The organism is Escherichia sp. E2586 (assembly GCF_005781105.1).
GTDB lineage: Bacteria > Pseudomonadota > Gammaproteobacteria > Enterobacterales > Enterobacteriaceae > Escherichia.
In genome coordinates, this window is record NZ_VATN01000007.1 from 54,132 (window position 1) to 77,078 (window position 22,947).

General features: G+C 48.5%; 22 protein-coding genes and 1 pseudogene. 14 read left to right on the forward strand and 9 right to left on the reverse strand.

The annotated features are described in order from the left end of the window. Positions 1 to 28: 28 nt before the first annotated feature. Positions 29 to 2,170 (reverse strand): TonB-dependent siderophore receptor, encoded by a 2,142-nt coding sequence (locus tag FEK50_RS08175; protein ID WP_131162526.1) that lies wholly within the window; start codon positions 2,168 to 2,170, stop codon positions 29 to 31. Between the two features lie 373 nt (positions 2,171 to 2,543). Here FEK50_RS08175 and FEK50_RS08180 point away from each other — a divergent pair, with 373 nt between their 5' ends. The 5 genes from FEK50_RS08180 to FEK50_RS08200 are packed head-to-tail and all read left to right on the forward strand — an operon-like array spanning position 2,544 to position 7,221. After that, on the forward strand, positions 2,544 to 3,353 hold the full coding sequence (locus tag FEK50_RS08180; protein ID WP_130210349.1) for an ABC transporter ATP-binding protein: 810 nt from the start codon (positions 2,544 to 2,546) through the stop codon (positions 3,351 to 3,353). Beyond that, complete coding sequence (locus FEK50_RS08185; protein WP_131162525.1) at positions 3,350 to 4,333, forward strand: iron ABC transporter permease; 984 nt, start codon at positions 3,350 to 3,352, stop codon at positions 4,331 to 4,333. Before FEK50_RS08180 ends, FEK50_RS08185 begins: the two co-directional genes overlap by 4 nt. A gap of 8 nt (positions 4,334 to 4,341) precedes the next feature. Beyond that, on the forward strand, positions 4,342 to 5,379 hold the full coding sequence (locus tag FEK50_RS08190; RefSeq protein WP_130210371.1) for an iron ABC transporter permease: 1,038 nt from the start codon (positions 4,342 to 4,344) through the stop codon (positions 5,377 to 5,379). Between the two features lie 10 nt (positions 5,380 to 5,389). Then, positions 5,390 to 6,337 carry an iron-siderophore ABC transporter substrate-binding protein gene (locus tag FEK50_RS08195; protein WP_130261294.1) on the forward strand — a complete coding sequence of 316 codons (948 nt, stop codon included), beginning with the start codon at positions 5,390 to 5,392 and terminating at the stop codon, positions 6,335 to 6,337. Continuing rightward, a complete protein-coding gene (locus FEK50_RS08200; protein ID WP_000614953.1) occupies positions 6,334 to 7,221 on the forward strand; it encodes a MurR/RpiR family transcriptional regulator in 888 nt (295 codons plus the stop codon). The genes FEK50_RS08195 and FEK50_RS08200 overlap by 4 nt, the downstream gene beginning before the upstream one ends. A 44-nt stretch (positions 7,222 to 7,265) precedes the next feature. Here FEK50_RS08200 and FEK50_RS08205 read toward each other — a convergent pair whose 3' ends face one another. Together FEK50_RS08205 and mdaB are read right to left on the reverse strand one after the other, a co-directional pair. Then, positions 7,266 to 7,580 carry a putative quinol monooxygenase gene (locus tag FEK50_RS08205; RefSeq protein WP_000633737.1) on the reverse strand — a complete coding sequence of 105 codons (315 nt, stop codon included), beginning with the start codon at positions 7,578 to 7,580 and terminating at the stop codon, positions 7,266 to 7,268. Between the two features lie 30 nt (positions 7,581 to 7,610). Continuing rightward, positions 7,611 to 8,192, reverse strand: a complete 582-nt coding sequence (gene mdaB, locus FEK50_RS08210; protein ID WP_000065430.1) for an NADPH:quinone oxidoreductase MdaB — start codon at positions 8,190 to 8,192, stop codon at positions 7,611 to 7,613. Positions 8,193 to 8,440: 248 nt separating this feature from the next. On the opposite strand from mdaB, the gene FEK50_RS24475 reads away from it, so the two are divergent. Genes FEK50_RS24475 through FEK50_RS08220 form a run of 3 tightly spaced genes read left to right on the forward strand, consistent with a single transcriptional unit; the run spans position 8,441 to position 9,972 of the window. Further along, positions 8,441 to 8,920 (forward strand): Hcp family type VI secretion system effector, encoded by a 480-nt coding sequence (locus FEK50_RS24475; RefSeq protein ID WP_135524394.1) that lies wholly within the window; start codon positions 8,441 to 8,443, stop codon positions 8,918 to 8,920. A 2-nt stretch (positions 8,921 to 8,922) separates the two neighbouring features. After that, the gene (locus tag FEK50_RS24480) at positions 8,923 to 9,633 is read left to right on the forward strand and encodes a hypothetical protein (RefSeq protein WP_240780289.1); all 711 of its coding nucleotides are present in this window, start codon (positions 8,923 to 8,925) and stop codon (positions 9,631 to 9,633) included. Positions 9,634 to 9,639: 6 nt separating this feature from the next. Further along, positions 9,640 to 9,972 (forward strand): DUF2645 family protein, encoded by a 333-nt coding sequence (locus FEK50_RS08220; RefSeq protein WP_131162524.1) that lies wholly within the window; start codon positions 9,640 to 9,642, stop codon positions 9,970 to 9,972. Between the two features lie 45 nt (positions 9,973 to 10,017). On the opposite strand, the gene qseC is transcribed toward FEK50_RS08220, so the two are convergent. Continuing rightward, positions 10,018 to 11,367, reverse strand: a complete 1,350-nt coding sequence (qseC, locus tag FEK50_RS08225) for a quorum sensing histidine kinase QseC (RefSeq protein ID WP_131162523.1) — start codon at positions 11,365 to 11,367, stop codon at positions 10,018 to 10,020. Further along, entirely contained in the window at positions 11,364 to 12,023 is a 660-nt protein-coding gene (gene qseB / locus FEK50_RS08230; RefSeq protein ID WP_130261290.1) for a quorum sensing response regulator transcription factor QseB, read from the reverse strand. The genes qseC and qseB overlap by 4 nt, the downstream gene beginning before the upstream one ends. Positions 12,024 to 12,174: 151 nt before the next feature. On the opposite strand from qseB, the gene ygiW reads away from it, so the two are divergent. The 6 genes and pseudogenes from ygiW (at position 12,175) to ftsP (ending at position 18,947) form a co-directional block, all read left to right on the forward strand. Then, a complete protein-coding gene (gene ygiW / locus FEK50_RS08235) occupies positions 12,175 to 12,567 on the forward strand; it encodes an OB fold stress tolerance protein YgiW (protein ID WP_096251400.1) in 393 nt (130 codons plus the stop codon). A 51-nt stretch (positions 12,568 to 12,618) separates the two neighbouring features. Continuing rightward, on the forward strand, positions 12,619 to 13,101 hold the full coding sequence (locus FEK50_RS08240) for a GyrI-like domain-containing protein (protein WP_131162522.1): 483 nt from the start codon (positions 12,619 to 12,621) through the stop codon (positions 13,099 to 13,101). A gap of 27 nt (positions 13,102 to 13,128) precedes the next feature. Beyond that, positions 13,129 to 14,103, forward strand: a pseudogene (locus tag FEK50_RS08245) (ABC transporter substrate-binding protein); the annotation flags it as partial. A 137-nt stretch (positions 14,104 to 14,240) separates the two neighbouring features. After that, positions 14,241 to 16,490 carry a DNA topoisomerase IV subunit A gene (gene parC, locus FEK50_RS08250; protein WP_130210335.1) on the forward strand — a complete coding sequence of 750 codons (2,250 nt, stop codon included), beginning with the start codon at positions 14,241 to 14,243 and terminating at the stop codon, positions 16,488 to 16,490. Between the two features lie 234 nt (positions 16,491 to 16,724). Continuing rightward, positions 16,725 to 17,462, forward strand: a complete 738-nt coding sequence (plsC, locus tag FEK50_RS08255) for a 1-acylglycerol-3-phosphate O-acyltransferase (protein ID WP_000965725.1) — start codon at positions 16,725 to 16,727, stop codon at positions 17,460 to 17,462. Between the two features lie 72 nt (positions 17,463 to 17,534). Beyond that, positions 17,535 to 18,947 (forward strand): cell division protein FtsP, encoded by a 1,413-nt coding sequence (gene ftsP / locus FEK50_RS08260; protein WP_130210333.1) that lies wholly within the window; start codon positions 17,535 to 17,537, stop codon positions 18,945 to 18,947. Positions 18,948 to 19,038: 91 nt separating this feature from the next. On the opposite strand, the gene FEK50_RS08265 is transcribed toward ftsP, so the two are convergent. From FEK50_RS08265 to FEK50_RS08280, 4 genes are all read right to left on the reverse strand, one after another. Next, the gene (locus FEK50_RS08265) at positions 19,039 to 20,343 is read right to left on the reverse strand and encodes a TRAP transporter large permease subunit (RefSeq protein WP_130210331.1); all 1,305 of its coding nucleotides are present in this window, start codon (positions 20,341 to 20,343) and stop codon (positions 19,039 to 19,041) included. A gap of 10 nt (positions 20,344 to 20,353) precedes the next feature. Beyond that, entirely contained in the window at positions 20,354 to 20,836 is a 483-nt protein-coding gene (locus FEK50_RS08270) for a TRAP transporter small permease (RefSeq protein ID WP_130210329.1), read from the reverse strand. 41 nt (positions 20,837 to 20,877) lie between these two features. Beyond that, a complete protein-coding gene (locus tag FEK50_RS08275; RefSeq protein ID WP_130210327.1) occupies positions 20,878 to 21,861 on the reverse strand; it encodes a TRAP transporter substrate-binding protein in 984 nt (327 codons plus the stop codon). Positions 21,862 to 21,933: 72 nt separating this feature from the next. Further along, positions 21,934 to 22,944: an Ldh family oxidoreductase gene (locus FEK50_RS08280; RefSeq protein ID WP_131162521.1), complete on the reverse strand. Its 1,011-nt coding sequence runs from the start codon at positions 22,942 to 22,944 to the stop codon at positions 21,934 to 21,936. Between the last annotated feature and the right edge of the window lie 3 nt (positions 22,945 to 22,947).

Sequence of the window (22,947 nt, forward strand, 5' to 3'; positions counted from 1 at the left end):
TATACACGCGTATACCGGGCTTTTTTTATCAAAATTCCATTTTCACCGTGAATTGTACTTCACGCGGATCGCCAATCTGATTACCCAGATTATTTGTGGCGATGGAAGAGGTGTAATACGTTTTATCAAACAGGTTTTTGACGTTTAATTGCAGAGTGACTGGATACTGCAATTTCATTTTGTATGCGGCGAAGGCATCGGCAACAAAATAGCCTGGCAGATAATAGTCAGCCCCATTGGTTGCCGAACGACGGCTTACGCCATGTCCGCCACCGCCAAACGTCAGTGTGTTATTGCCAGGCATGTTATGAATGTCATAGGTCAGGAATAGCGAACCGGTATGACGAGGAACATTCGGCAATGGTTTTCCTGCATAATCAGGATCTTCCAGAACCTTAGCATCGGTATAGCCGTAGCTGGCAATGATATTAATGTTTTCTGTTAATGCTCCTGCAAGGTCGACTTCTACCCCTCTTGAACGAACGCGGCCCGCCGTTTTGGCGATGGTTTCATCACCAATACTTTCGGTATACAACACATTACGTTTATGGATATCAAACAGCGCAATATCTGCGGTTATACCATCGAACAGCTCGAATTTTGCCCCGACTTCGTAAGCATTAGATGATTCCGGTGGAAGATCGCCAATGTAGCTGGCAATTGACGATTGCGGCATAAATGTTTGCGAATAATTGGCAAATAAAGATACCGATGGCGTCAGTTTGTAGACTAACCCCAGTTTGGGCGTCCATTGTTCATCGCGGCTGTCAGTATTGACATTAAAAGGACGGCCTTTACCCGCATATTGCGTGTAATACTGATAGCGGAGCCCGGCGACAGCAATCCAGTTATCTGTCAGATAGAGCGCATCCTGTACATAAGCTGAGTAGCTCTCCTGTTTGATCGTCTGATCACTGTCCGACGCCGAAACCGTTGTGCATTTGCTGGTATTGCCATAAACGGGGTTGTAGATATTGAAATCTTTAGCGTTTTTACAGCGAATCATATCTGTGCGCAGAAGATCATAATATTCATATGACACCCCACCCAGAATCTCATTATAGAATCCAGCAATATCAACATTCCCTTGCAGATCCGCACGAGTAGAATGCATACGCTGGGTAGATCCCTGAGTTGCATCAACACGCCGTGTCAGCGTTCCTGTCGTTGCATCATACGCGGTAACACGAGCCTGATTATCGCTGTATTTATCCTGGCTGTAGCTGTAATCAAAGCGCGCTGTCCACTGGCTATTGAGATGATATTCTGCGTTGAGTTGCGCCAGATCGGACTGACCATCTGTAATATTAAACGGTTCGTCGAAACGTATTTTTCGATCAACGTTGACGGGCTGTTTCGTCGTAAGGTCGAAAATCGTTCCACGATCGAACGGCGTTTTATAATCCCGATGTGAATAGAGCATGGTTACTGTTGCATTATCACCAAACCAGGTGAGTGATGGGGCAATAAATGTGCTGCGCTCTTTACCGAAATTCCGCCAGTAATCTTCATCTTGCACTTCCCCCGTCAGGCGATATGCCAGCTGAGTACCTTCAATGGGGCCTGTGATATCCAGTTGCCCAGTGCCTCCGCCAAAACTGGAGGAAGTGGCTGAGACAGTACCATGGAATGTTTTTTCCGGGCGCTTTGTCACGACGTTAATCAGTCCGCCAGGATCGAGAATGCCATACAGCGTGGAGGCCGGACCTTTTAGCACTTCCACACGTTCAGTTGCAGCGTTGAAGCTACGAGGAAGTACGGTTCGCAGACCATTGGTCATGATGGAGCCATCCCGGTTAGCACCAAACCCACGACGTACAAAGGCGTCCTGAGTTCCGCCTAATGTATTGGTCTGTACCACGTTACTGACGTTATAAAGCGCCTCATCCAGCGTCGTCGCATTCTGATTTTCCAGAACCTGATCGCTAACCGTATTGACCACCTGCGGGATATCCAGCATCGGCATATCGGTTAATGTCGCCGTGGAGGTGCTCAGGGGTTGATAACCATCGGTCGCCTCAGTTGCGGTATTTGCATCCGCTGTAACAGTGATTGTTTCGCCATCTTTGGTCGTTACAGTGTCGGTTGCATGAATCATCGGTGCTGCAAAGAGCAGTGAAAAGAGCGCCCGACCTTTGATTCCTGAGAATGAAGGTGTGAACTTAGCCATTTAGTCTGTTATCCCAAAAACTCACGGATTGTCGCGAGTGAAAATTGTTTCTTGTTGCTCACTAAGCACTATCCGTTTGTTATTTCGCCATCGGATATGTAATTGAGAATCATTCAATCATGCGGTGATGTAGTAGTAAATTAGAAATAACAAAAAATTGCTACATGTGTTTTTATGAGAGGTTAATGCAATTAAATTGATGGTAACTTATTAATATTTAATGGTTTTGTTTTTATTTTTAAAAATATTTCACCTGTTATTTACCTTGTTTTTGTATGGCTTTTAACTTCTTGACTACTACATTTTGTGGCGTCAAACTCTCAAAGGAGAATGAGTTTTATTTTTGTTTGTCTTTGATTAAGTTGGCGTACACGTGGCACATAACGCAAAAGGGCAGGGGCTGATCCTCGACAATGTTTCTGCCGGGTATCACAAGAAAATCATTGTTGATGGTGTTTCTTTCTCCGTTCCCACAGAAAAAATGACCGTTCTGGTTGGGGCAAACGGCTGTGGAAAGTCGACGTTGCTCAGCACCATTGCACGTATCTTGCAACCCATGGGCGGCGCGATATTGCTGGATGGTAAAGCGATTCACGAGCAACCAACGAAAGCGTTATCCCGTAGACTTGGGATCTTGCCGCAGTCGCCATTATTGCCGGAGGGCTTAACCGTTTATGAACTGGTGTCGCGTGGGCGTTTTCCCTGGCAAAATTTCATACGTCAATGGAGCGACGCCGATGAGCTGGCGGTAGAAGAGGCTCTGAAATTAACCGGTACGCAGGAGTTTGCACATTTACCTGTTGAAAAACTCTCTGGTGGGCAGCGCCAGCGTTGCTGGATTGCGATGGTGTTGGCGCAAAAGACGCCTTATATCCTGCTGGATGAACCCACAACCTGGCTTGATTTACGTTATCAGGTTGAAATTCTTGAGTTATTACATGATTTAACGCGTCATCACGGGCGTACTGTCGTCGTGGTGTTGCATGATCTGAATTTTGCCGTGAATTATGGCGATACGCTGATATTTTTACGCCAGGGGAAAGTGGTGCGTGTGTTAAATGAGGGGGAATATTGCACGCCTGAGCTGGTAAAAGCGGTTTTTGACGTTGATGTTCACGCATCAATAAATCCTCTGACGGGGAAACCGTTCTTCATGCCGTTTCGTGGTGTAGAAAAAGTATGATGCGCACGGGGCTGGTTACTGTTTTTTTCCTCGCCTTACTGTTGGTGGGATGCGTGGTATATCCAGGGATTGGTGCCCGATTTATTGCACCACAAACGGTGTTGCAGGCATTTCTTCATTTTGAACCGCAAAACTTCGATCACAACGTAATTGTAAGACTCCGTTTGCCGCGTTTAGCTGCAGCATTGCTCACCGGTGCTTCTCTTGGTGTTGCTGGTGCTTTGTTGCAGGCTGTCATTCGTAACCCATTGGGAGAGCCACATATTTTAGGCTTAAATGCCGGAGCCGCCCTCGCTGTCGTTGCCGCCAGCGCGCTTGGACTGGCCTTTCCTGTTGGACGTCCACTGCTGGCATCTGCGGGAGGCGCGTTATTGTTCCTGTTGATATTGCTGCTTTCCTCCGCAGGGCGTTCAGGGTTAACGCCAATGAAAGTTACTTTATGCGGCGTGGCGCTATCGGCGTTCGTGTCCTCAATAACGGCGGCAATCCTGATTCTTGACGAACAAACGCTGCTGGCGATGCGGACATGGCTAGCAGGTGATTTAGCAGGGCAGGATTGGGCGACGTTGGGTACGTCCGGCTGGTTTTCTCTGGGGGGATTTGTATTAGCCCTTTACCTCGCGCCCTCTCTTAATATGCTGGCTCTGGGCGATCGCATGGCGCAAGGTCTGGGCGTCTCGGTACTACGCACGCGAACATTCACCCTGCTTGCGATCGCGTTGCTCTGTGGCGCAGCCGTATCGATTGCTGGCCCCATTGGCTTTGTCGGCCTGTTGGTACCGCAGATTGTCCGGCGTCTGGTATCAGCGGATCTGCGCGTTCTGCTCCCTCTTTCAGCTTGTATCGGCGCCTTATTGTTATTACTGGCAGATATTATTGCCCGGACGCTTTTCACGCCCCATGAGTTAGCGACCGGTGTCATGACGGCGTTAGTTGGTGCGCCCGTTTTTGTCATTATGGCGACGAGGATGTTCAAATGAGTCGGATAATGAACGTCGGGCTACGCCCACTACGTGTTGGTAAGTTTTCGACGCTGGTACGCCCTAAAAATCTGGTGTTGCTTGGTGGGCTGTTTCTGTTTGCGGTTGGAATACTGATATTCGGTCTGATGCATGGCTCTTTCTCTATCCCGGCATCGGAAGTAGGGCGAGCGTTGTTTGCTCCAGAAAACGTAAGCACAGACGCACGTTATATTGTGCAGGATATTCGCTTGCCGAGAGTCATCATGGCATTGCTATGCGGAGCCATGTTAGGTATGGCGGGGGCAGCGATGCAATCCATTGCGCGTAACGGCCTTGCCGATCCCGGTTTAATCGGCGTCAAAGAAGGATGTAGCGTGGCGGTGCTGTGGCTGATCTTCCAGTTTCCAATGCTGGGAATGTTCTGGCGTCCAGTGGCTGGTCTTGCTGGTGGCTTGTTGGTGGCTTTAATCGTGATTTTTTGTGCGCGCGATATTTCCCGCCCGCGATTTGTTCTGATTGGCATTGGTGTTTCCTGGTTTTTCGCCGCCGGTATCGGTGTATTTATGACCACTGCAGATGTTCGAGATGTACAAACTGCATTGATGTGGTTATCGGGAAGCCTGCATGCAGCTAACTGGATGTTAGTCGGTATTTCAGCCTGTTGGATGTTGCCAGCCGCTCTTTTATTGCTGTTCACCGCCAGGACGGCGGATATCGCTCTGCTTGGTCATCAGGTTGCAACTGGGTTAGGGGTGAATAGTTCTCGTCTGGCGTTGTTACGTGTAGCCGCACCAATAATCCTGACAGCCGTCTGCGTTTCGTGTGTTGGTAACATCGGTTTTGTCGGATTGATAGCACCCCATATATCACGTTTTATTCTACGTGGCGGGCAGACGACATTACTGCTGGGGAGCGCCGTATCGGGGGCGTTGTTAGTCATCCTGGCGGATAGCATTGGTCGTTTGGCTTTTTTGCCTTTGCAACTGCCTGCCGGAATCATTATTTCATTGATTGGTGGACCATTCTTTTTGCTACTGCTCTGGCAGCGCAGGAACAGTTTTTAACGGGAGTTATATGCGTTTATTTTTTTCACTGCTGATACTGTTGTCATTTTTTGCCCGCGCGACAGAACCTGTTCAGGTCTTTACCGATGATTTAGGGCGCAAAGTCACTGTTCCTGCTCATCCAAAGAGAATTGTCTCTTTACACGATCTTGATATCACTATTCCTCTGATTGAGCTTGGTGTACCTCCTGTCGCCAGCCACGGGCGAACACGGCCTGACGGTAGCCATTTCATTCGATCAGGCGCATTACTGACAGGTGTCGACTTCGATAATTCATCGATCGCCTTCATTGGAACAGCCGACATTGATATTGAAGCGATTGTGGCGGCAAAGCCTGACCTGATCATCACAGAACCGACCCGTAATACGCCTATTGAACAACTGGAAAAAATTGCGCCCACGGTGAGCATTGATCATCTCAAAGGGGGGGCGCCAGAAATCTACCGCAAGCTGGCAGAACTTACAGGAACACAGGCGCAGCTGGCGATACTTGAACGCCGCTATCAGGCACAAATCAATGCGCTGAAGGCGACGCTGGACAGCCAAAAAATAACGGTATCGGTGATTCAGGCAAATCAGGGAAAAATTAATGTGATGCATAGCTATCATTCGCTGGGGCGGGTATTACGCGATGCTGGTTTTCGCTTTCCACCGCTGATTGAGAGCATTCCTGAAGGTGGGCGAATGGATGTGAGCGCGGAGCGTTTGCCTGAACTGGATGCCGATTTTGTTTTTGCAACCTGGCGCGGTGACACCGGTGGTAAACCTCAGGATGAGCTGGCAGCAATGGAAAAAGTCATGCCGGGGTGGTGTCAGTTTCTGACGGCCTGTCGTTCAGGACGCTATGTGTTGATTTCTCGTGAAGAGGCGATTTCTAACTCCTTTGCATCTCTGGGGCTGATGGCTGCGCAGATACAATCACAAATTGCGGGACGACCTCTACCGGAGGCCAAATGATTCAGAAAGACAAAACGCGGGTTGATATTTATGGTGAGCGTTTTCGCACTCGCGCGAGTCAGTTAACGCCTGGGTTAAGAGCTGTCGCCAGCTACATTAATGAGCATCGTGAAGTGGTACTCGAGCAAACGGCGATGGAAATTGCGGCCACGTTGAACACTTCCGATGCCACAGTGATTCGGGCTATCCAGGCCCTGGGGTTTGCCGGGCTGCGTGATCTGAAACGCACTCTGGAACAGTGGCTTGGTCCAGCCCTTAGTTCCAGCGAAAAGATGTCTACGACGGTGAGTAACTTGACGAGCGATGTTAACACCGCAATCGACTTTGTTCTTGAAGGGCATTTGTATACCTGTAATGTCCTGTCAGAGCCTGAAAACCGCCACGCGCTTGCGCAAGCGGTAGCGTTGTTGGTGCAGGCACGGCAAGTCGCAATTTTTGGCATTGGCGCTTCGGGTATTCTGGCGGACTATACCGCACGACTATTCAACCGCATAGGCTTGCCTGCCACGGCGCTAAACCGTACGGGTATTGGCCTTGCCGAGCAATTGATCGCGCTTCAGCGAGGTGATGTTCTGATCATGATGGCGCAAAAATCTGCGCACCGGGAAGGGCTGACAACGCTGCGTGAAGCGAGACGGCTGGGGATCCCTGTTATTTTGCTGACAAACGCGCTGGATTCACGTTTTAGCAAAGACGCCAGTATCGTGATTCATGTTCCGCGCGGGGATGAAAAGGGGAAAACGCCACTACATGGTACGGTATTGTTGTGTCTGGAAATGATTGTCTGGTCGGTGGCTTCCGCGATGCCGCAGCGTGCGGTTAAAACCATTAAGCGAATTAACGATTTCCATCGGGGTTTGAAAACGGGAAGAAAGAATGGCTAATCTGACCTGAGGCCGGTAGCAACACCGGCCTCTTTTCAGGAAGGTTAAATCCCCGGTTGCAGGATGCGGATATTCATCTCCAGCACATCGCCTTTTACGGCCTCGCTGTACGCTTTCATGTGCGGGGTCTGCAAGTGCGCTTCAAGATGCGCGATACTTTCCCACTGCTCAATCATCACGATAGAGTCCGGCGCCATAGACTGGAAACTCACGCCAGCAGCGCAATCCACCATCGGCGCATAGCCGTGGCAACCTTCTTCCTTCAGTACGGTTGGAACGATTTTAGCAAATTGATCCAATACCGCCTGACGGTGATGTTGACCAGGACGAGTACGGATTTCTGCGATTACTGTAATCATGGTTAACTCCTTCTAAAGCCAGAGCCCTAGTTAACCAAAAATCTCTACAAGATGCTTGCGATATTCTTCAGTATAGCGGGGAACATCAGGCATTTTTATCACATCATTAGCGATAAATGTCGGCAGCGGTTCCATACCCAGGAATTGGTTTGCTTTATGGAACGGCAGATACACGCCGTCAACGCCAACGCCGTGGAAGAATTGGTCTTTTTCGGTGAAGGCTTCCATTGGTGCGTTCCAGGTCAGGGAAAGCATATATTTTTTGCCCTGTACCAGGCCGCCAGAACCGTATTTTTTCGACGGATCTTTGCGGGTACGACCATCGCTGGCATACAGCGTGCCGTGACCTTCGGTGAACACATCATCGATATATTTCTTCACCGTCCACGGTGCGCCCATCCACCAGCCTGGCATCTGCCAGATCACCACATCAGCCCAGAGAAAGTTTTGTACTTCGGCTTTGACATCGTAGTCGCTGTCGGCGCGAACGATGCGGACATCATGCCCGAGGTCGCGCAGCGTGCCATCCGCGACTTCGGTCAGGGTGTCGTTCAGTTGACCATTGGAGTGGGCGAATTTTTTCGCGCCGTTGATAATCAGGATGTTGCTCATTTTTTATCCTCAAGGTGAGACGTTTGCCGACTATAGTACGTCACAGAGCGGTGCGGTGAAATTAGCAAAATGTGCAAAGTCTTTTGCGAATTTTGCAAAAGTTTGATTTTGCTCTGACTCACCGATGCAGGATAAATATTTTCTGAAAATGACAATACTGAAATCGACTTCCCATAAGCTCCTACAGGAGAGATGTATTATGCAAATGATACAGGAGTTTTTCGGGAAAATAATTATGGAGAATATATATGTCAAATATCATATATTTATCAATTAAAGGAAAAATACAAGGTTTGATCTCTGAGGGCTGTGGTTCGTATGCATCTATTGGTAATAAATATCAAATAAATCATCAGGATGAAATCTTTGTTTTACAGTTCGACCATTCTTTAAGTCGAGAATATAATGTAGTACATCATCCCATAAAATTTTATAAGCCAATAGATAAATCCTCTCCTTTATTAAATGCTGCTCTTTCTGAAAATGAAGAGTTATCAGCTGCATTTAATTTTTATAGACTTAATTCTGGCGGTTGTATTGAAAGGTTTTACACAATTGAATTGCAAGGGGCACATTTATTGAATATTCTGACTTGTTATCCACACTCAATTACACACGCGGGTAATCAACCGGAAGAGGTCATTGTTCTTAATTATAAAAATATAACATGGAAGCACCATGTTGCGAGTACGGAATCATATAGTTGTTGGGATGAAAGGGTTTTTTAAATATGAAAAGCGAGCTGACTATAAAAAATAGGTATTGTACAATTCCACAAACGAAGTTCCGTAAATGGGATGAAATGGACGTTTTACTCTGGAAGTTAGGAAAAAATGATTCGAGCCGCCGTTCAGGAGTATATTATTTAAATGCTTATAAAGATGCATATGTACAATATAATAGGGACAAAATAATTAAACATGCATATGCCGCTGGGATCCGTCCAGAATTACTTGGCGGTGTGGCCTGGATTGAGTCAGGAGGTATGCCTGAAAATTATAAGTTTCAGATATATGAAACAAAAAGAATGATCGGATTGTTAGATATGCCTGAAAATAAAACATCATTTGGCTCAATGGGTATACAAATACGAACCGCAGCGATTACTCTAGGTCTTGATCCTTCTGAATTAACTACCAGAAATCAGTTAGAGTTAGCGACGTGCCTAATGGAAGATGATTTTACCTTTCAAATTGCTGCTACTCATTTAAGAGATCTTGCCCTTTTTGATTATCCCTCTTCGGCAACACTGTATATGACGAATGAACAGTATATTATGGCTGGTATTAGATATAATCGTGGTGTTGAACGAGATTTGGATTTTTTTGTTTATTTAATTAATAATGTGCCTGCACGTGATACAGATGATTATAAATTCATCTCTTATGGTATGAGGTTGTTAGAGATTAGAGAACATATCAAAAAATTGATTAATGAGTAATTAGAGATGTTAAAGAAAAAACTACTATCAATATTTGAAGCTCTGTTATATATAATGCTTACTTATTGGTTAATAGATGCTTTTTTTGCTTTCAATGAGTATGACTGGATGCTTGAGTCGGGAGACAATATTTGCAATATACCTTCCGTATCAGGCGAAGAACGTATATTACAAGCAGTGATAACCGCGTTTTTTCTTCTGACGCCACTTATTATTATCATCTTAAGAAAACTCTTTGTTCGGGAAATGTTCGAGTTTTGGCTATATGTATTCTCGCTCGTTATTTGTCTGGTTTGTGGTTGGTGGCTTTTTTGGGGACAGCTTATATTTTGCTATTAAGAATATCTATGAGAGCTGTTTAAACGGCTCTCATAGACATATGCACTACCAGCTCACCTTCGCCTCAAATCCACCTTGTGTCGCATTCCCAAACACAACATTCATGCCATGCAATTTGGCGATTCGCTGGACAATCGACAGCCCAAGCCCGCTGCCGGTAGCGGTTTGTCCAGGGGGGCGGTAGAAACGTTCACCAATTCGCGCCAGTGCCTCTGGTGTCACACCGGGGCCGTTGTCTCTTACGGTGAAATTATCTGCATTCAGAGTGACGTCCACCACGCTGCCCTGTGGACTGTAACGTACTGCGTTATCCAGCAGATTTCGGACCAGTAGACTTAGCAATAGCGGTTGCCCGGTGCGTTTGATGCCGTGGGCATTGAGCGTCAGCCGCACGTCAATTTTTGCCTGCTGCGCCGTATGGTAAATATCCATCACTGACGATTGCAGGAGGTCTTCAAGCGGGATCTCCGCGACGTCCTGAAGGTTATCCAGTGAGTCGAGCCGCGACAGGGTGAGCAACTGATCAACCAGGCGGGTAGCGCGATCGATCCCGGAATGTAATTGCATTAGTGCTTTTTTCCGTGCCTGTGGATCATCATCGGAAAGCTGTGCGACTTCGGTTTGCACTTTCAGCGCCGTTAATGGGCTGCGCAGTTCGTGAGCTGCATCAGAGGTAAAGCGCCGCTCACGGATCATCATCGCATGTGTACGATCGAAAAGTTGATTCAGCGACTCGACCAGTGGACGCACTTCGCTGGGTACACCTGCGGTGTTAAGTGGTTTTTCTGAGTCGGGATCGCGCAAACGTAGCGCAAGCGCCAGTTTGTTCAGCGGCGAGAGTTCACGACCCAGCAGTACCATCATGATGATTAACATAATGGGTAACGCAACGAGCCACGGGATCAATTGCCCGGCGACAATCGCCAGCGCCATGTCTTCACGGTATTCCCATTCCTGACCTACAACAATGCGGTATTTACCATCAGACGACGTCATCCAAACAAAACGCCAGGGATCATCTTCATCTACCAGTTGACCGTTAGTAAATCCTTCACGTTGATAGTGATAGGGAATATCCTCCCCGTTGTCGCCATCGTTGAGCACCATTTTTCCATCGTGGGTAAAGATGGCAAAGGTTAGCGCATCATCATCTACATGACCGTGTTTGAATTTCTTCGGCGCTCTTGCCATACGATCTGCCGCATTGATTTCGTTGAGATCGAGCGTACTTAACCGTTTGGCAAACAGCATTAACTGGGTATCGAACAACTCGTCGACGTTATCCGTTGTTTGCTTCCAGGCGACAAAACTGGAAAGCAGCCAGGTCACCGAGGCCAGAATCAAAAAGATCAGCGTCAGCCTGACTCGCAGACTAAGGCGTTGGGTAAATTTCATTTCTCACCTAATGTGTAGCCTATACCATGAACGGTACGAATAAAGTCACTGCCGAGTTTGCGCCGCAGATGATGCACATGCACTTCGACGGCATTGCTGGTGACCTCTTCGTCCCAGGTATACAGTTTTTCTTCAATCAGTTTGCGCGGCAGTACCCGACCGGCGTTGCGCATCAGGAGTTCCAGCAGGGCAAATTCTTTTGGTTTTAACGTTAAGGGTTCACCTGCCAGGGTGGCGATACGTTTGCCGGGGTCAAGCATTACGTTGCCGTGGTGTAACTCATTACTGACTTGCCCGTTGCTTCGACGCATCAGGGCTTCCAGCCGGGCGGCGACTTCTATCAGCGCAAAAGGTTTGCACAGATAATCGTCGGCCCCCAGGCGCAAACCTTCTACGCGCTCCGCCAGTGCGTCGCGCGCGGTCAGGATCAGTACCGGCTCACGTTGACCTTTTTCTCGCCATTCGCGCAAAATATCGCGGCCATCCATGCCCGGTAAGGTTAAATCCAGAATTACCGCGTCGTAAGGTGCGCTATAGAGCGCCTCTTTTCCCTGACGACCTTCCGTAAACCAGTCGACGCTAAAACCCATCTTACTCAGACCTGTTTTGATGCCATCGCCAATCAGCATGTCATCTTCTATCAGTAAAATTCGCATCTTTTCATCCCTGCGATAACTGTATTTGTTGCAAGTAAACCGTGTTGTAACGTGCTCTGTACAGCCCTAAATTTTCTTTTTTTTCCTTAAGAAGTTGTTAAGGACTATCTTGTTTAATGCTCGGAAACAGACATTAAAGGGAGTAACAAACATGAAAAAATTCGCAGCAGCAATTGCAGTAATGGCCCTGTGCAGCGCACCGGTAATGGCAGCAGAGCAGGGGGGTTTTTCTGGCCCATCGGCAACACAAAGTCAGACCGGAGGATTCCAGGGGCCGAACGGCAGCGTAACTAACGTAGAAAACGCGAAATCTCTGCGTGACGACACCTGGGTAACTCTGCGTGGCAATATCGTTGAGCGCATCTCTGACGATCTGTACCTGTTCAAAGATGCCAGCGGCACCATCAATGTAGATATCGACCATAAACGCTGGAACGGTGTGACGGTAACGCCGAAAGATACGGTTGAGATTCAGGGCGAAGTGGATAAAGACTGGAACTCTGTTGAAATTGACGTTAAACAGATCCGCAAAGTAAACCCGTAATTTTACCGCTCCCGGGACGCGTTCCCGGGAATAATTTCGCAGGGAGGCAAAATGAAAAACCAGACCTTGAAAGTAAGTGTTATCGATTTTCCATCCACCCATGTGGCGATTTTGCCGCATCGCGGTAGTCCTGAGTTGCTCAACTACAGCGTGGCGAAATTTATCATGTGGCGCAAAGAGACGGGGCTTTCCCCTGTTAATCAAAGCCAGACCTTTGGCGTCGCCTGGGACGATCCTGCCACCACCTCACCAGATGCGTTTCGCTTTGATATCTGCGGCAGCGTTAACGAACCGATTCCGGAGAATCGTTATGGCGTGAGTAATGGTGAACTTACTTCGGGACGCTATGCCGTTGCCCGCCATGTTGGCAATCCGGATAACATATCTCATACCATCTGGGCCATCATTCGCCGCTGGCTTCCTGAAAGTGGTGAGAAAATGCGTAAAGCACCGCTCCTGTTTCACTACACCAATCTTGCCGAAGGGATGACAGAGCAGCGACTGGAAACGGATGTTTATGTGCCGTTGGTGTGATGGGGAATCTTGTGAGCCAAATGTGTCTTTGTGCTTGATAAGTGGGTCGTTAACGAAAAGATTACTGCTCGCAAAAATTCTAAGTACCGCGATGCAGAGCATACCGTTTTGCAGCAGGTCGAGTATCTGGCGCTGGATAATTCGGTCACTGGCTATAACCGCTATCGCGCGGGAGAGGTCGATCTGGCCTGGGTTCCGGCGCAGCAAATTCCTGCTATCGAAAAATCGTTGCCAGGCGAGTTGCAGATTATCCCGCGTCTGAACAGCGAATATTACAACTTCAATATGCAGAAACCGCCGTTTGACGATGTTCGTGTCCGGCGGGCGCTATATCTGACGGTCGACAGGTCGTTAATCGCGCAAAAGGTACTCGGACTGCGAACGCCTGCAACCACGCTGACGCCGCCAGAGATAGAAGTTTTTAGTGCGGCGACGTTCGATGAATTGCAACAGCCAATGAGTGAGCGCGTCGCGATGGCAAAAGCCTTGCTGAAACAGGCGGGATACGACGCCTCTCACCCGCTACGCTTTGAACTGTTCTACAACAAATACGATCTGCATGAGAAAACGGCGATAGCCTTGTCTTCCGAATGGAAAAAATGGCTTGGCGCACAGGTGACGCTGCGCACGATGGAGTGGAAAACGTATCTTGATGCCCGGCGTAGCGGTGATTTCATGTTGTCGCGGCAGTCGTGGGATGCGACGTACAATGATGCTTCCACTTTCCTGAACACGCTTAAAAGCGATAGTGAAGAGAACGTCGGTCACTGGAAAAACACGCAGTATGACGCGATATTGAATCAGGCGGCGCAAACCACTGATGCGGGGAAACGTAACGTGCTGTATCAACAGGCCGAGGCCATTATCAACCAGCAGGCTCCGCTCATTCCCATCTACTATCAACTGCTGATCAAACTGCTTAAACCCTACGTTGGCGGTTTCCCGCTGCATAATCCTCAGGATTATGTTTACAGCAAAGAGTTGTATATCAAGGCACATTGATGCCTTTATCGCCGCCGGAGCACGTCCGGCGGCGCTAATGACGCTGATCTCCTGTGACTCGACGCGGCAGATAATGTAGTATCTCCAGCAATATTGCCCCTTTGAAGGCTGGCGAATAAGTTGAGGAATCAGAATTAATGAGCGATATGGCAGAGCGCCTTGCGCTGCATGAGTTTACGGAGAACGCCTACTTAAACTACTCCATGTACGTGATCATGGACCGTGCGTTGCCGTTTATTGGTGATGGTCTGAAACCCGTTCAACGCCGCATTGTGTATGCGATGTCAGAACTGGGCCTGAATGCTACCGCCAAATTTAAAAAGTCGGCTCGTACTGTCGGTGACGTACTGGGTAAATACCATCCGCATGGCGACAGCGCCTGCTATGAAGCGATGGTGCTGATGGCGCAGCCATTCTCTTACCGTTATCCGCTGGTGGACGGGCAGGGGAACTGGGGGGCGCCGGACGATCCGAAATCGTTCGCAGCAATGCGTTACACCGAATCCCGCCTGTCGAAATATTCCGAGCTTTTATTAAGTGAACTGGGGCAAGGAACGGCGGATTGGGTGCCAAACTTCGACGGCACGTTGCAAGAGCCGAAAATGCTCCCTGCCCGCTTGCCGAATATTTTACTTAACGGCACCACTGGCATTGCCGTCGGCATGGCGACGGATATTCCGCCGCACAACCTGCGTGAAGTCGCGCAGGCGGCAATCGCCTTAATTGAGCAGCCCAATACCACGCTCGACCAGTTACTGGATATCGTGCAGGGACCGGACTACCCGACCGAAGCGGAAATCATTACCTCCCGAGCGGAGATCCGCAAAATCTACGAAAACGGTCGCGGTTCTGTGCGTATGCGCGCGGTGTGGAAGAAAGAAGATGGCGCGGTGGTTATCAGCGCACTACCGCATCAGGTTTCTGGCGCGCGCGTACTGGAACAGATTGCTGCGCAAATGCGCAACAAGAAGCTGCCGATGGTTGACGATCTGCGCGATGAATCTGACCACGAGAACCCGACCCGTCTGGTGATCGTGCCGCGTTCCAACCGCGTGGATATGGAGCAGGTGATGAATCACCTCTTCGCCACCACCGATCTGGAAAAGAGCTATCGTATTAACCTCAATATGATCGGTCTGGATGGGCGTCCTGCGGTGAAAAATCTGCGGGAAATCCTCTCCGAATGGCTGGTGTTCCGTCGTGATACCGTACGCCGCCGTCTGAACTATCGTCTGGAGAAAGTCCTCAAGCGCCTGCATATCCTCGAAGGTTTGCTGGTGGCATTTCTCAACATCGACGAAGTGATTGAGATCATTCGTAATGAAGATGAACCGAAACCGGCGCTGATGTCGCGCTTCGGCATTACGGAAACTCAGGCGGAAGCGATTCTCGAACTGAAACTGCGCCACCTCGCCAAACTGGAAGAGATGAAGATTCGCGGTGAGCAGAACGAGCTGGAAAAAGAGCGCGATCAGTTGCAAGGCATTCTGGCTTCCGAGCGCAAAATGAATAACCTGCTGAAAAAAGAGCTACAGGCCGACGCACAAGCGTATGGTGACGATCGCCGTTCGCCGCTGCAGGAACGCGAAGAAGCGAAAGCGATGAGCGAGCACGACATGTTGCCGTCTGAGCCGGTTACCATTGTGTTGTCGCAGATGGGCTGGGTGCGTAGTGCCAAAGGCCATGATATCGACGCCCCAGGTCTGAACTACAAAGCAGGTGATAGTTTCAAAGCTGCGGTGAAAGGCAAGAGTAACCAGCCTGTGGTGTTTGTTGACTCTACCGGACGCAGCTACGCCATCGACCCCATTACGCTGCCCTCAGCGCGTGGTCAGGGCGAACCGCTCACCGGTAAACTGACGTTGCCGCCAGGTGCTACCGTTGATCACATGCTAATGGAAAGCGACGATCAGAAACTGTTGATGGCTTCCGATGCAGGTTACGGATTCGTCTGTACCTTTAACGATCTGGTGGCGCGTAACCGTGCAGGTAAGGCACTGATTACTCTGCCAGAAAACGCGCATGTTATGCCGCCAGTGGTGATTCAGGATCCTTCCGATATGTTGCTGGCGATCACTCTGGCTGGACGTATGCTGATGTTCCCGGTCAGTGAGCTCCCGCAACTGTCGAAGGGTAAAGGCAACAAGATCATTAACATCCCGTCGGCAGAAGCCGCTCGTGGCGAGGATGGTCTTGCACATCTATATGTCCTGCCCCCACAAAGTACGCTGACGATTCATGTCGGGAAACGCAAAATTAAACTGCGCCCGGAAGAGTTGCTGAAAGTGACCGGTGAGCGTGGCCGTCGCGGCACCTTGATGCGTGGTTTGCAGCGTATTGACCGTGTCGAGATTGACTCCCCGCGGCGTGCTGACAACGAAGAGTAAAATGCAGGAGAGGGCCATACCTTCTCCTGTCAAAAAGGTGAACCGGATGAAACGTTGAAGTCGTCATCCGGTGCCGCATTTAGTCTGTATAAACAATAAAAATTCCCTTGAAACCGTTGTTTATTCATGCGTTGCGATTAACAATACGTTTTTCCAGAGAGCGGCTTTTAACAATGCCCTAACCTGATTTCAGGTGACGTACAATGCCAGTCTCTCAGATCTTCAGAGGGTGTTATGCTATATATCTTTCGTCTTATTATTACCGTTATTTACAGCATCTTAGTCTGTGTATTCGGCTCTATTTACTGCCTTTTCAGCCCGCGTAATCCGAAGCATGTGGCTACCTTCGGGCATATGTTTGGTCGTCTTGCGCCGCTGTACGGCCTGAAGGTCGAATGTCGCAAACCTGCTGATGCTGAAAGCTACGGCAATGCTATCTATATCGCTAACCACCAGAACAACTATGACATGGTGACGGCATCAAACATCGTGCAGCCGCCGACAGTCACTGTGGGTAAAAAGAGTTTGCTATGGATCCCCTTCTTTGGGCAGTTGTACTGGTTAACCGGTAACTTATTGATCGACAGAAACAATCGCACTAAAGCGCACGGCACGATCGCCGAAGTGGTGAATCATTTCAAAAAACGCCGTATCTCCATCTGGATGTTTCCGGAAGGAACGCGCAGCCGTGGTCGCGGTCTGCTGCCGTTTAAAACAGGGGCATTTCATGCTGCGATTGCCGCAGGCGTTCCGATTATTCCCGTGTGTGTTTCCACGACTTCGAATAAGATTAATCTTAACCGACTGAATAATGGTTTAGTGATCGTAGAAATGCTGCCGCCAATTGATGTCAGTCAATATGGTAAAGATCAGGTTCGCGAGCTGGCTGCCCATTGTCGTTCGATAATGGAACAAAAAATCGCCGAGCTCGATAAAGAAGTCGCAGAGCGCGAAGCCGCCGGAAAAGTTTAAGTCGGCAATCTGTTTTTTGCGGGAACACTTTCCTGCACGGTATTACTTTAGCCAGTTTTACATGGAGCAAATATGTCACTCAGTCGGCGTCAGTTCATTCAGGCATCGGGGATTGCACTCTGTGCAGGTGCTGTCCCCCTGAAGGCCAGCGCAGCCGGTCAACAGCAACCATTGCCCGTTCCGCCGCTGCTTGAATCTCGCCGTGGGCAACCGCTGTTTATGACCGTACAGCGTGCGCACTGGTCATTTACGCCAGGAACGCGCGCGTCGGTTTGGGGTATCAATGGTCGCTATCTTGGGCCGACTATCCGCGTCTGGAAGGGCGATGATGTTAAGCTGATTTACAGCAACCGACTGACAGAAAATGTCTCAATGACGGTGGCCGGGCTACAGGTGCCAGGCCCACTGATGGGCGGTCCGGCACGCATGATGTCGCCAAACGCTGACTGGGCGCCCGTACTCCCCATTCGCCAGAACGCAGCGACCTTGTGGTATCACGCCAATACCCCCAACCGCACGGCACAGCAGGTCTATAACGGCCTTGCCGGAATGTGGCTGGTGGAAGATGAAGTCAGCAAGTCGCTGCCAATCCCTAACCATTATGGCGTGGATGATTTTCCAGTCATTATCCAGGATAAAAGGCTGGATAACTTTGGCACGCCGGAATACAGCGAGCCAGGAAGCGGCGGCTTTGTTGGCGATACGTTATTGGTCAACGGTGTGCAAAGCCCGTACGTTGAAGTCTCGCGTGGTTGGGTGCGCTTGCGACTGCTGAACGCGTCGAACTCTCGTCGCTATCAACTACAGATGAGCGATGGTCGCCCGTTACATGTGATTTCTGGCGATCAGGGATTCCTGCCTGCGCCAGTGTCGGTGAAGCAACTTTCGCTGGCACCGGGCGAGCGCCGCGAGATTCTGGTGGATATGAGCAACGGTGATGAAGTGTCTATCACCTGTGGCGAAGCGGCGAGCATTGTTGATCGTATTCGTGGCTTCTTTGAGCCATCCAGCATTCTGGTTTCCACGCTGGTGCTAACGCTGCGCCCAACCGGTCTTCTGCCGCTGGTCACAGACAGTCTTCCGATGCGCCTGCTGCCAACCGAAATCATGGCCGGTTCGCCGATTCGCAGCCGTGATATCAGTCTGAGTGATGACCCAGGTATCAATGGAAAGCTGTGGGACGTCAACCGTATTGATGTCACCGCGCAGCAAGGAACATGGGAGCGCTGGACCGTACGAGCAGATGAACCGCAAGCGTTCCATATTGAAGGCGTGATGTTCCAGATCCGCAACGTTAACGGCGCAATGCCGTTCCCGGAAGACAGAGGCTGGAAAGATACCGTTTGGGTCGACGGACAAGTGGAGCTGCTTGTCTATTTCGGTCAGCCTTCCTGGGCGCACTTCCCGTTCTACTTTAATAGCCAGACGCTGGAAATGGCCGATCGCGGCTCGATAGGGCAGCTGTTGGTCAATCCGATACCGTAATGGACCAATTAAATCTCCTGGCGATATGCAGTCCTCACAGTGAGTAAAGACGTAAACAGACGGGCCTGAATCATTCAGGCCCGTCTGTTTGTCAGGTTGAAAATAACCCAGGCAGCATCAGACTGAGCTGCGGGAAATAACAAATCATTGCCATCACCACAAACAATGCCAGAAACATCGGCAGCAATGGTTTTATTACCTTGTCGATACTGACCTTGCCAATACTGCAACCAACAAACAGAATGGTACCGACAGGAGGTGTGCAAAGACCGATGGTTAAGTTGAAAACCATAATAATGCCGAAGTGAATCGGATCTATCCCCAGATGTTGGGCGATCGGCAGAAAAATAGGTGTAAATATCAGGATCGCTGGTGTGATATCCATAAAGGTGCCAACGATCAACAGAATAATATTAATGATAAGAAGAATGACCCATTTGTTATCCGAAACGCTGGTAATCAATTCGTTGATTAACTCAGGCACATCAGCATTCGTCATGGCCCATGACATCCCCATCGAACAGCCTACCAGTAACAGAACAATTGAACTGGTTACCACCGAATCTAACAGAATATCATTGAGCTTCTTAAGGGTGATTTCCCGGTAAATCATCGCCAGGGATAAACTATAAATTACTGCTATTGCCGATGCTTCTGTGGGCGTAAATACCCCCGCGATAATACCGCCAATAATGATAAAAATAAGCATCAGGCTGGGTATTGATTCACGGAATATTTGCAAAAACTGACGAAAATTGATGCGTTCTGCCACTGGATAATGGTTACGTCGTGCATAAAGAGCCGCCACAAACATTAAAGCAGCAGCGGTGAGAATGCCTGGCAAGTATCCAGCTAAGAACAACGCTGCAACAGAAGTGCCTCCACTGGCGAGGGAATAAACAATCAACACATTGCTCGGTGGGATCATCAGACCAATGGGGGCAGAGGCAATATTCACTGCCGCAGAGAACGCCGGATCATAGCCCTCTTTTTCCTGCAGTGGTGACATAATCCCACCTACCGCGGCGGCTGACGCAACAGCAGAACCTGAAATAGCACCAAACAGCGTGTTTGCAAGGATATTACAATGAGCCAGTGAGCCAGGCAGACGTCCAACTAATGCTTGCGCCAGGTTAACCAGCCGTCGGGCGATGCCTCCGGTATTCATAATGTTTCCGGCTAACACGAAAAAGGGAATGGCTAATAACGTAAAGCCATCCAGTCCCACTGTCATTTTTTGCGAAATCACAGAAATGGCGGCATCGGGAGGTAAGGCAGTAATAATAGATAACAGTGAAGAAAGGCCAATAGCAAAAGTAATTGGCACACCTATTGCCAGCATGACGGCAAAACTGCCAAATAAAATTAAGACGGGGTAGATATATTCAAAGTCCATACTTCCCTCGTTAATGAGAATTCCGTTTACGATAGTTGTCAATAATATTCATCACTGAATACCAGACCAGAATAAGCCCACTGGCAGGCATAACCCAATAGACCTTATCCATCGGCCATTTTAATACAGGAGAAATTTGTCCAACATGTTGTGCTTTTTCAACAACAATGTTTCCTCCATAGATCATAAAAATAACTGCAAAAACGGTAATAATAATTTGGATAAAACTGTCAAGCGTCAGAACAGATGCCGCAGGAAGTTTCTGAGCCAACAAATCAATCGCCAGATGTTTTTTTAACCCAGCGGTATATACACCGCCAAGTAAAATCATCCACATAAATAAAATCTGGGTAAATTCATCAAGCACGGTGCTGGGAGCGTTAAAAATAAAACGAGCAATAACTTGCCATGTTACGCAGAACACCATAATGGCGAGAATAATACAGCAGCATCCGGCAAGGATCTTATTAAGAATATGAGTGAGTGTGCGCATAAGTCTTCCATGAAAGGGCAGGGATTACCTGCCCATTAGGGTTACATACTTTCTACTTGCTCAAGGTTTTTGGCCGATTGTGCATCTTTTGCTTTAAATTCATCGTATAGCGGTTTTACGCGTTCTTTGAAAGCGGATTTATCAACATCAACCACTGTTGCGTTCATCTCTTTCATTTTGTCGTAGGCTTCTTTTTCAGCGGCAGGCCAGATGACATCTTTCATTTGCATCATTGATTCATCGGCTGCCTTTAATAATGCCGTACGCTCTTTGTCGCCAAGTTTATTCAACACATTGGTGCTAATAATTAACACATCAGGCACCATGGTGTGTTCATCACGTGAATAGACTTTTGCCACCTCGGCGTGACGCATATCAGAATAGACAACGGTATTGTTCTCTCCGCCATCAACAACACCTTGCTGGAGCGCAGTGTAAAGTTCTCCCTGAGCCATCGGTGTGGCGACACCGCCAAGTGCTTTCATCATTGCAATGGCGCTGGGGCTTTGTTGAACCCTAATTTTCATTCCTGCTAAATCTTCAGGTTTTGTAATCGGTTTATTGGAATAAAAACTTCTCGCACCGCCGTCATAATACGTAATACCCACAAAACCTTTGCTTTCTGATGACTTGAGTATTTGTTTACCTAAATCGCTTTGCAGAACGCGATAATAATGCTCACGGTCGCGGAATAAGAAAGGCAGACTGAAAAGACTGTAATCCGGGGCGAAAGATTCCAGTGACGCAGCATTCACTTTCACCATCTGCAATGCGCCAGAGTTCATTAGTTCCAGTGATTCGCGCTCGTTACCCAATGTCGCATTTGGGTAAATACGAATAACTAGTTCACCATTAGAATATTCTTTGGTTTTATCAGCTAAATAGCTTAATGCTTTATGGACAGCATGGCTTTTATCCTGATTATGACTGAGTTTTAATGTTGTTTTTGCCAGTGTGGTATTGGAAATTAATAAACAACTGGTCAACAGCATAAGCGATGCCGTCAGAGGACGAAGTGCTTTCATATCCTGCTCCTGGTTAATATAACAGAAACGATAAATACAGCGCTTTTCTATCGTTAGAATAAAAAGAGATTATTAATTCTCTGTCAGATAATGGAAAATCCCTGCCGGAACGGGAATACCTTCCTGCTGACATTTTTCTTTATAGTGCATTTGTGGATCGTTCGGTGCTAATACTTTTTCAACGCCGGGAACCGGTTTAACGGCATGAAGTTCCGTGACCATTTGCGCCATAGTTTCAGCAAAAACAGGATTGCCGAGCTTTTTCGGATCGATGGCAATAACCAAACTTGCCAGCTTACGCATCTTGTCATAATCGCCATACATGCGAACAATATGGTTACCAAAATTCGCATTCATCAGCACGCCAGTCAGTGCATCTATAGCCAGCGCAATGCCTGAACCTTTGTGCTGACCGAAAGGTAACAGGTTTTCAATTTTATGCGGATCAGTGGTGCCATTACCGTCTTTATCTATCGCCAGTCCTTCACCAATGTGTTTGCCAGTTTCTTTTGCATGAAGTATTTTGCCAAAAGCAGTGGCACTGGTCGCCATATCAACAATCATCGGGTGGCTGCTTTCCACCGGAAAGCCAAAGGCGATGGGGTTAGTTCCCAAAAAGCGCTCGGCACCGCCATGAGGCGCTACGCAGGTATCGGTTTGCGTCATTACGATAGCAATCAATCCTTGGTTGGTGACCATCTCTGCAAAATAAGACAACGCGCCACAGTAAGAGGCGTTTTTAACGCTAACAAACCCAAGACCTTCTTCCTGTGCCAGTTTGATGGCGTGCTCTGTGGCGCTAATTAATGCTGAATGCCCCATCCCGTCATCAGAGTCGAGAATGGCCACTGACGGTGATATTTGCTCAATACTAAATTGCGCGGTTTTATTTAACCCTCCGGCAGCAAGGCGAGTGCAATAATGTTCGACACGCATAACACCGTGAGAATGCACACCGGTAATATCGGCATGTACTAAAACATCCGTAACTTGTTGTGCGGTGTTAGTATCCAGCCCGGCAGTATATAATTTGTGGTGTACCAGTGATTTTAAATTTGCTTCACCGACATAAACAGTTGTCATCTT

Excerpts from the sequence above, each read along its gene's own strand:
- FEK50_RS08265 (WP_130210331.1), bottom strand. The coding sequence starts at position 20,343 with ATGGACTTTGAATATATCTACCCCGTCTTAATTTTATTTGGCAGTTTT.
- FEK50_RS08200 (WP_000614953.1), top strand. The coding sequence starts at position 6,334 with ATGATTCAGAAAGACAAAACGCGGGTTGATATTTATGGTGAGCGTTTT.
- ygiW (WP_096251400.1), top strand. The coding sequence starts at position 12,175 with ATGAAAAAATTCGCAGCAGCAATTGCAGTAATGGCCCTGTGCAGCGCA.
- FEK50_RS08185 (WP_131162525.1), top strand. The coding sequence starts at position 3,350 with ATGATGCGCACGGGGCTGGTTACTGTTTTTTTCCTCGCCTTACTGTTG.
- FEK50_RS08240 (WP_131162522.1), top strand. The coding sequence starts at position 12,619 with ATGAAAAACCAGACCTTGAAAGTAAGTGTTATCGATTTTCCATCCACC.
- FEK50_RS08220 (WP_131162524.1), top strand. The coding sequence starts at position 9,640 with ATGTTAAAGAAAAAACTACTATCAATATTTGAAGCTCTGTTATATATA.
- mdaB (WP_000065430.1), bottom strand. The coding sequence starts at position 8,192 with ATGAGCAACATCCTGATTATCAACGGCGCGAAAAAATTCGCCCACTCC.
- FEK50_RS08205 (WP_000633737.1), bottom strand. The coding sequence starts at position 7,580 with ATGATTACAGTAATCGCAGAAATCCGTACTCGTCCTGGTCAACATCAC.
- FEK50_RS24475 (WP_135524394.1), top strand. The coding sequence starts at position 8,441 with ATGTCAAATATCATATATTTATCAATTAAAGGAAAAATACAAGGTTTG.
- FEK50_RS08175 (WP_131162526.1), bottom strand. The coding sequence starts at position 2,170 with ATGGCTAAGTTCACACCTTCATTCTCAGGAATCAAAGGTCGGGCGCTC.
- plsC (WP_000965725.1), top strand. The coding sequence starts at position 16,725 with ATGCTATATATCTTTCGTCTTATTATTACCGTTATTTACAGCATCTTA.
- FEK50_RS08195 (WP_130261294.1), top strand. The coding sequence starts at position 5,390 with ATGCGTTTATTTTTTTCACTGCTGATACTGTTGTCATTTTTTGCCCGC.
- parC (WP_130210335.1), top strand. The coding sequence starts at position 14,241 with ATGAGCGATATGGCAGAGCGCCTTGCGCTGCATGAGTTTACGGAGAAC.
- FEK50_RS08270 (WP_130210329.1), bottom strand. The coding sequence starts at position 20,836 with ATGCGCACACTCACTCATATTCTTAATAAGATCCTTGCCGGATGCTGC.
- ftsP (WP_130210333.1), top strand. The coding sequence starts at position 17,535 with ATGTCACTCAGTCGGCGTCAGTTCATTCAGGCATCGGGGATTGCACTC.
- qseB (WP_130261290.1), bottom strand. The coding sequence starts at position 12,023 with ATGCGAATTTTACTGATAGAAGATGACATGCTGATTGGCGATGGCATC.
- FEK50_RS08190 (WP_130210371.1), top strand. The coding sequence starts at position 4,342 with ATGAACGTCGGGCTACGCCCACTACGTGTTGGTAAGTTTTCGACGCTG.
- FEK50_RS24480 (WP_240780289.1), top strand. The coding sequence starts at position 8,923 with ATGAAAAGCGAGCTGACTATAAAAAATAGGTATTGTACAATTCCACAA.
- FEK50_RS08275 (WP_130210327.1), bottom strand. The coding sequence starts at position 21,861 with ATGAAAGCACTTCGTCCTCTGACGGCATCGCTTATGCTGTTGACCAGT.
- FEK50_RS08280 (WP_131162521.1), bottom strand. The coding sequence starts at position 22,944 with ATGACAACTGTTTATGTCGGTGAAGCAAATTTAAAATCACTGGTACAC.
- qseC (WP_131162523.1), bottom strand. The coding sequence starts at position 11,367 with ATGAAATTTACCCAACGCCTTAGTCTGCGAGTCAGGCTGACGCTGATC.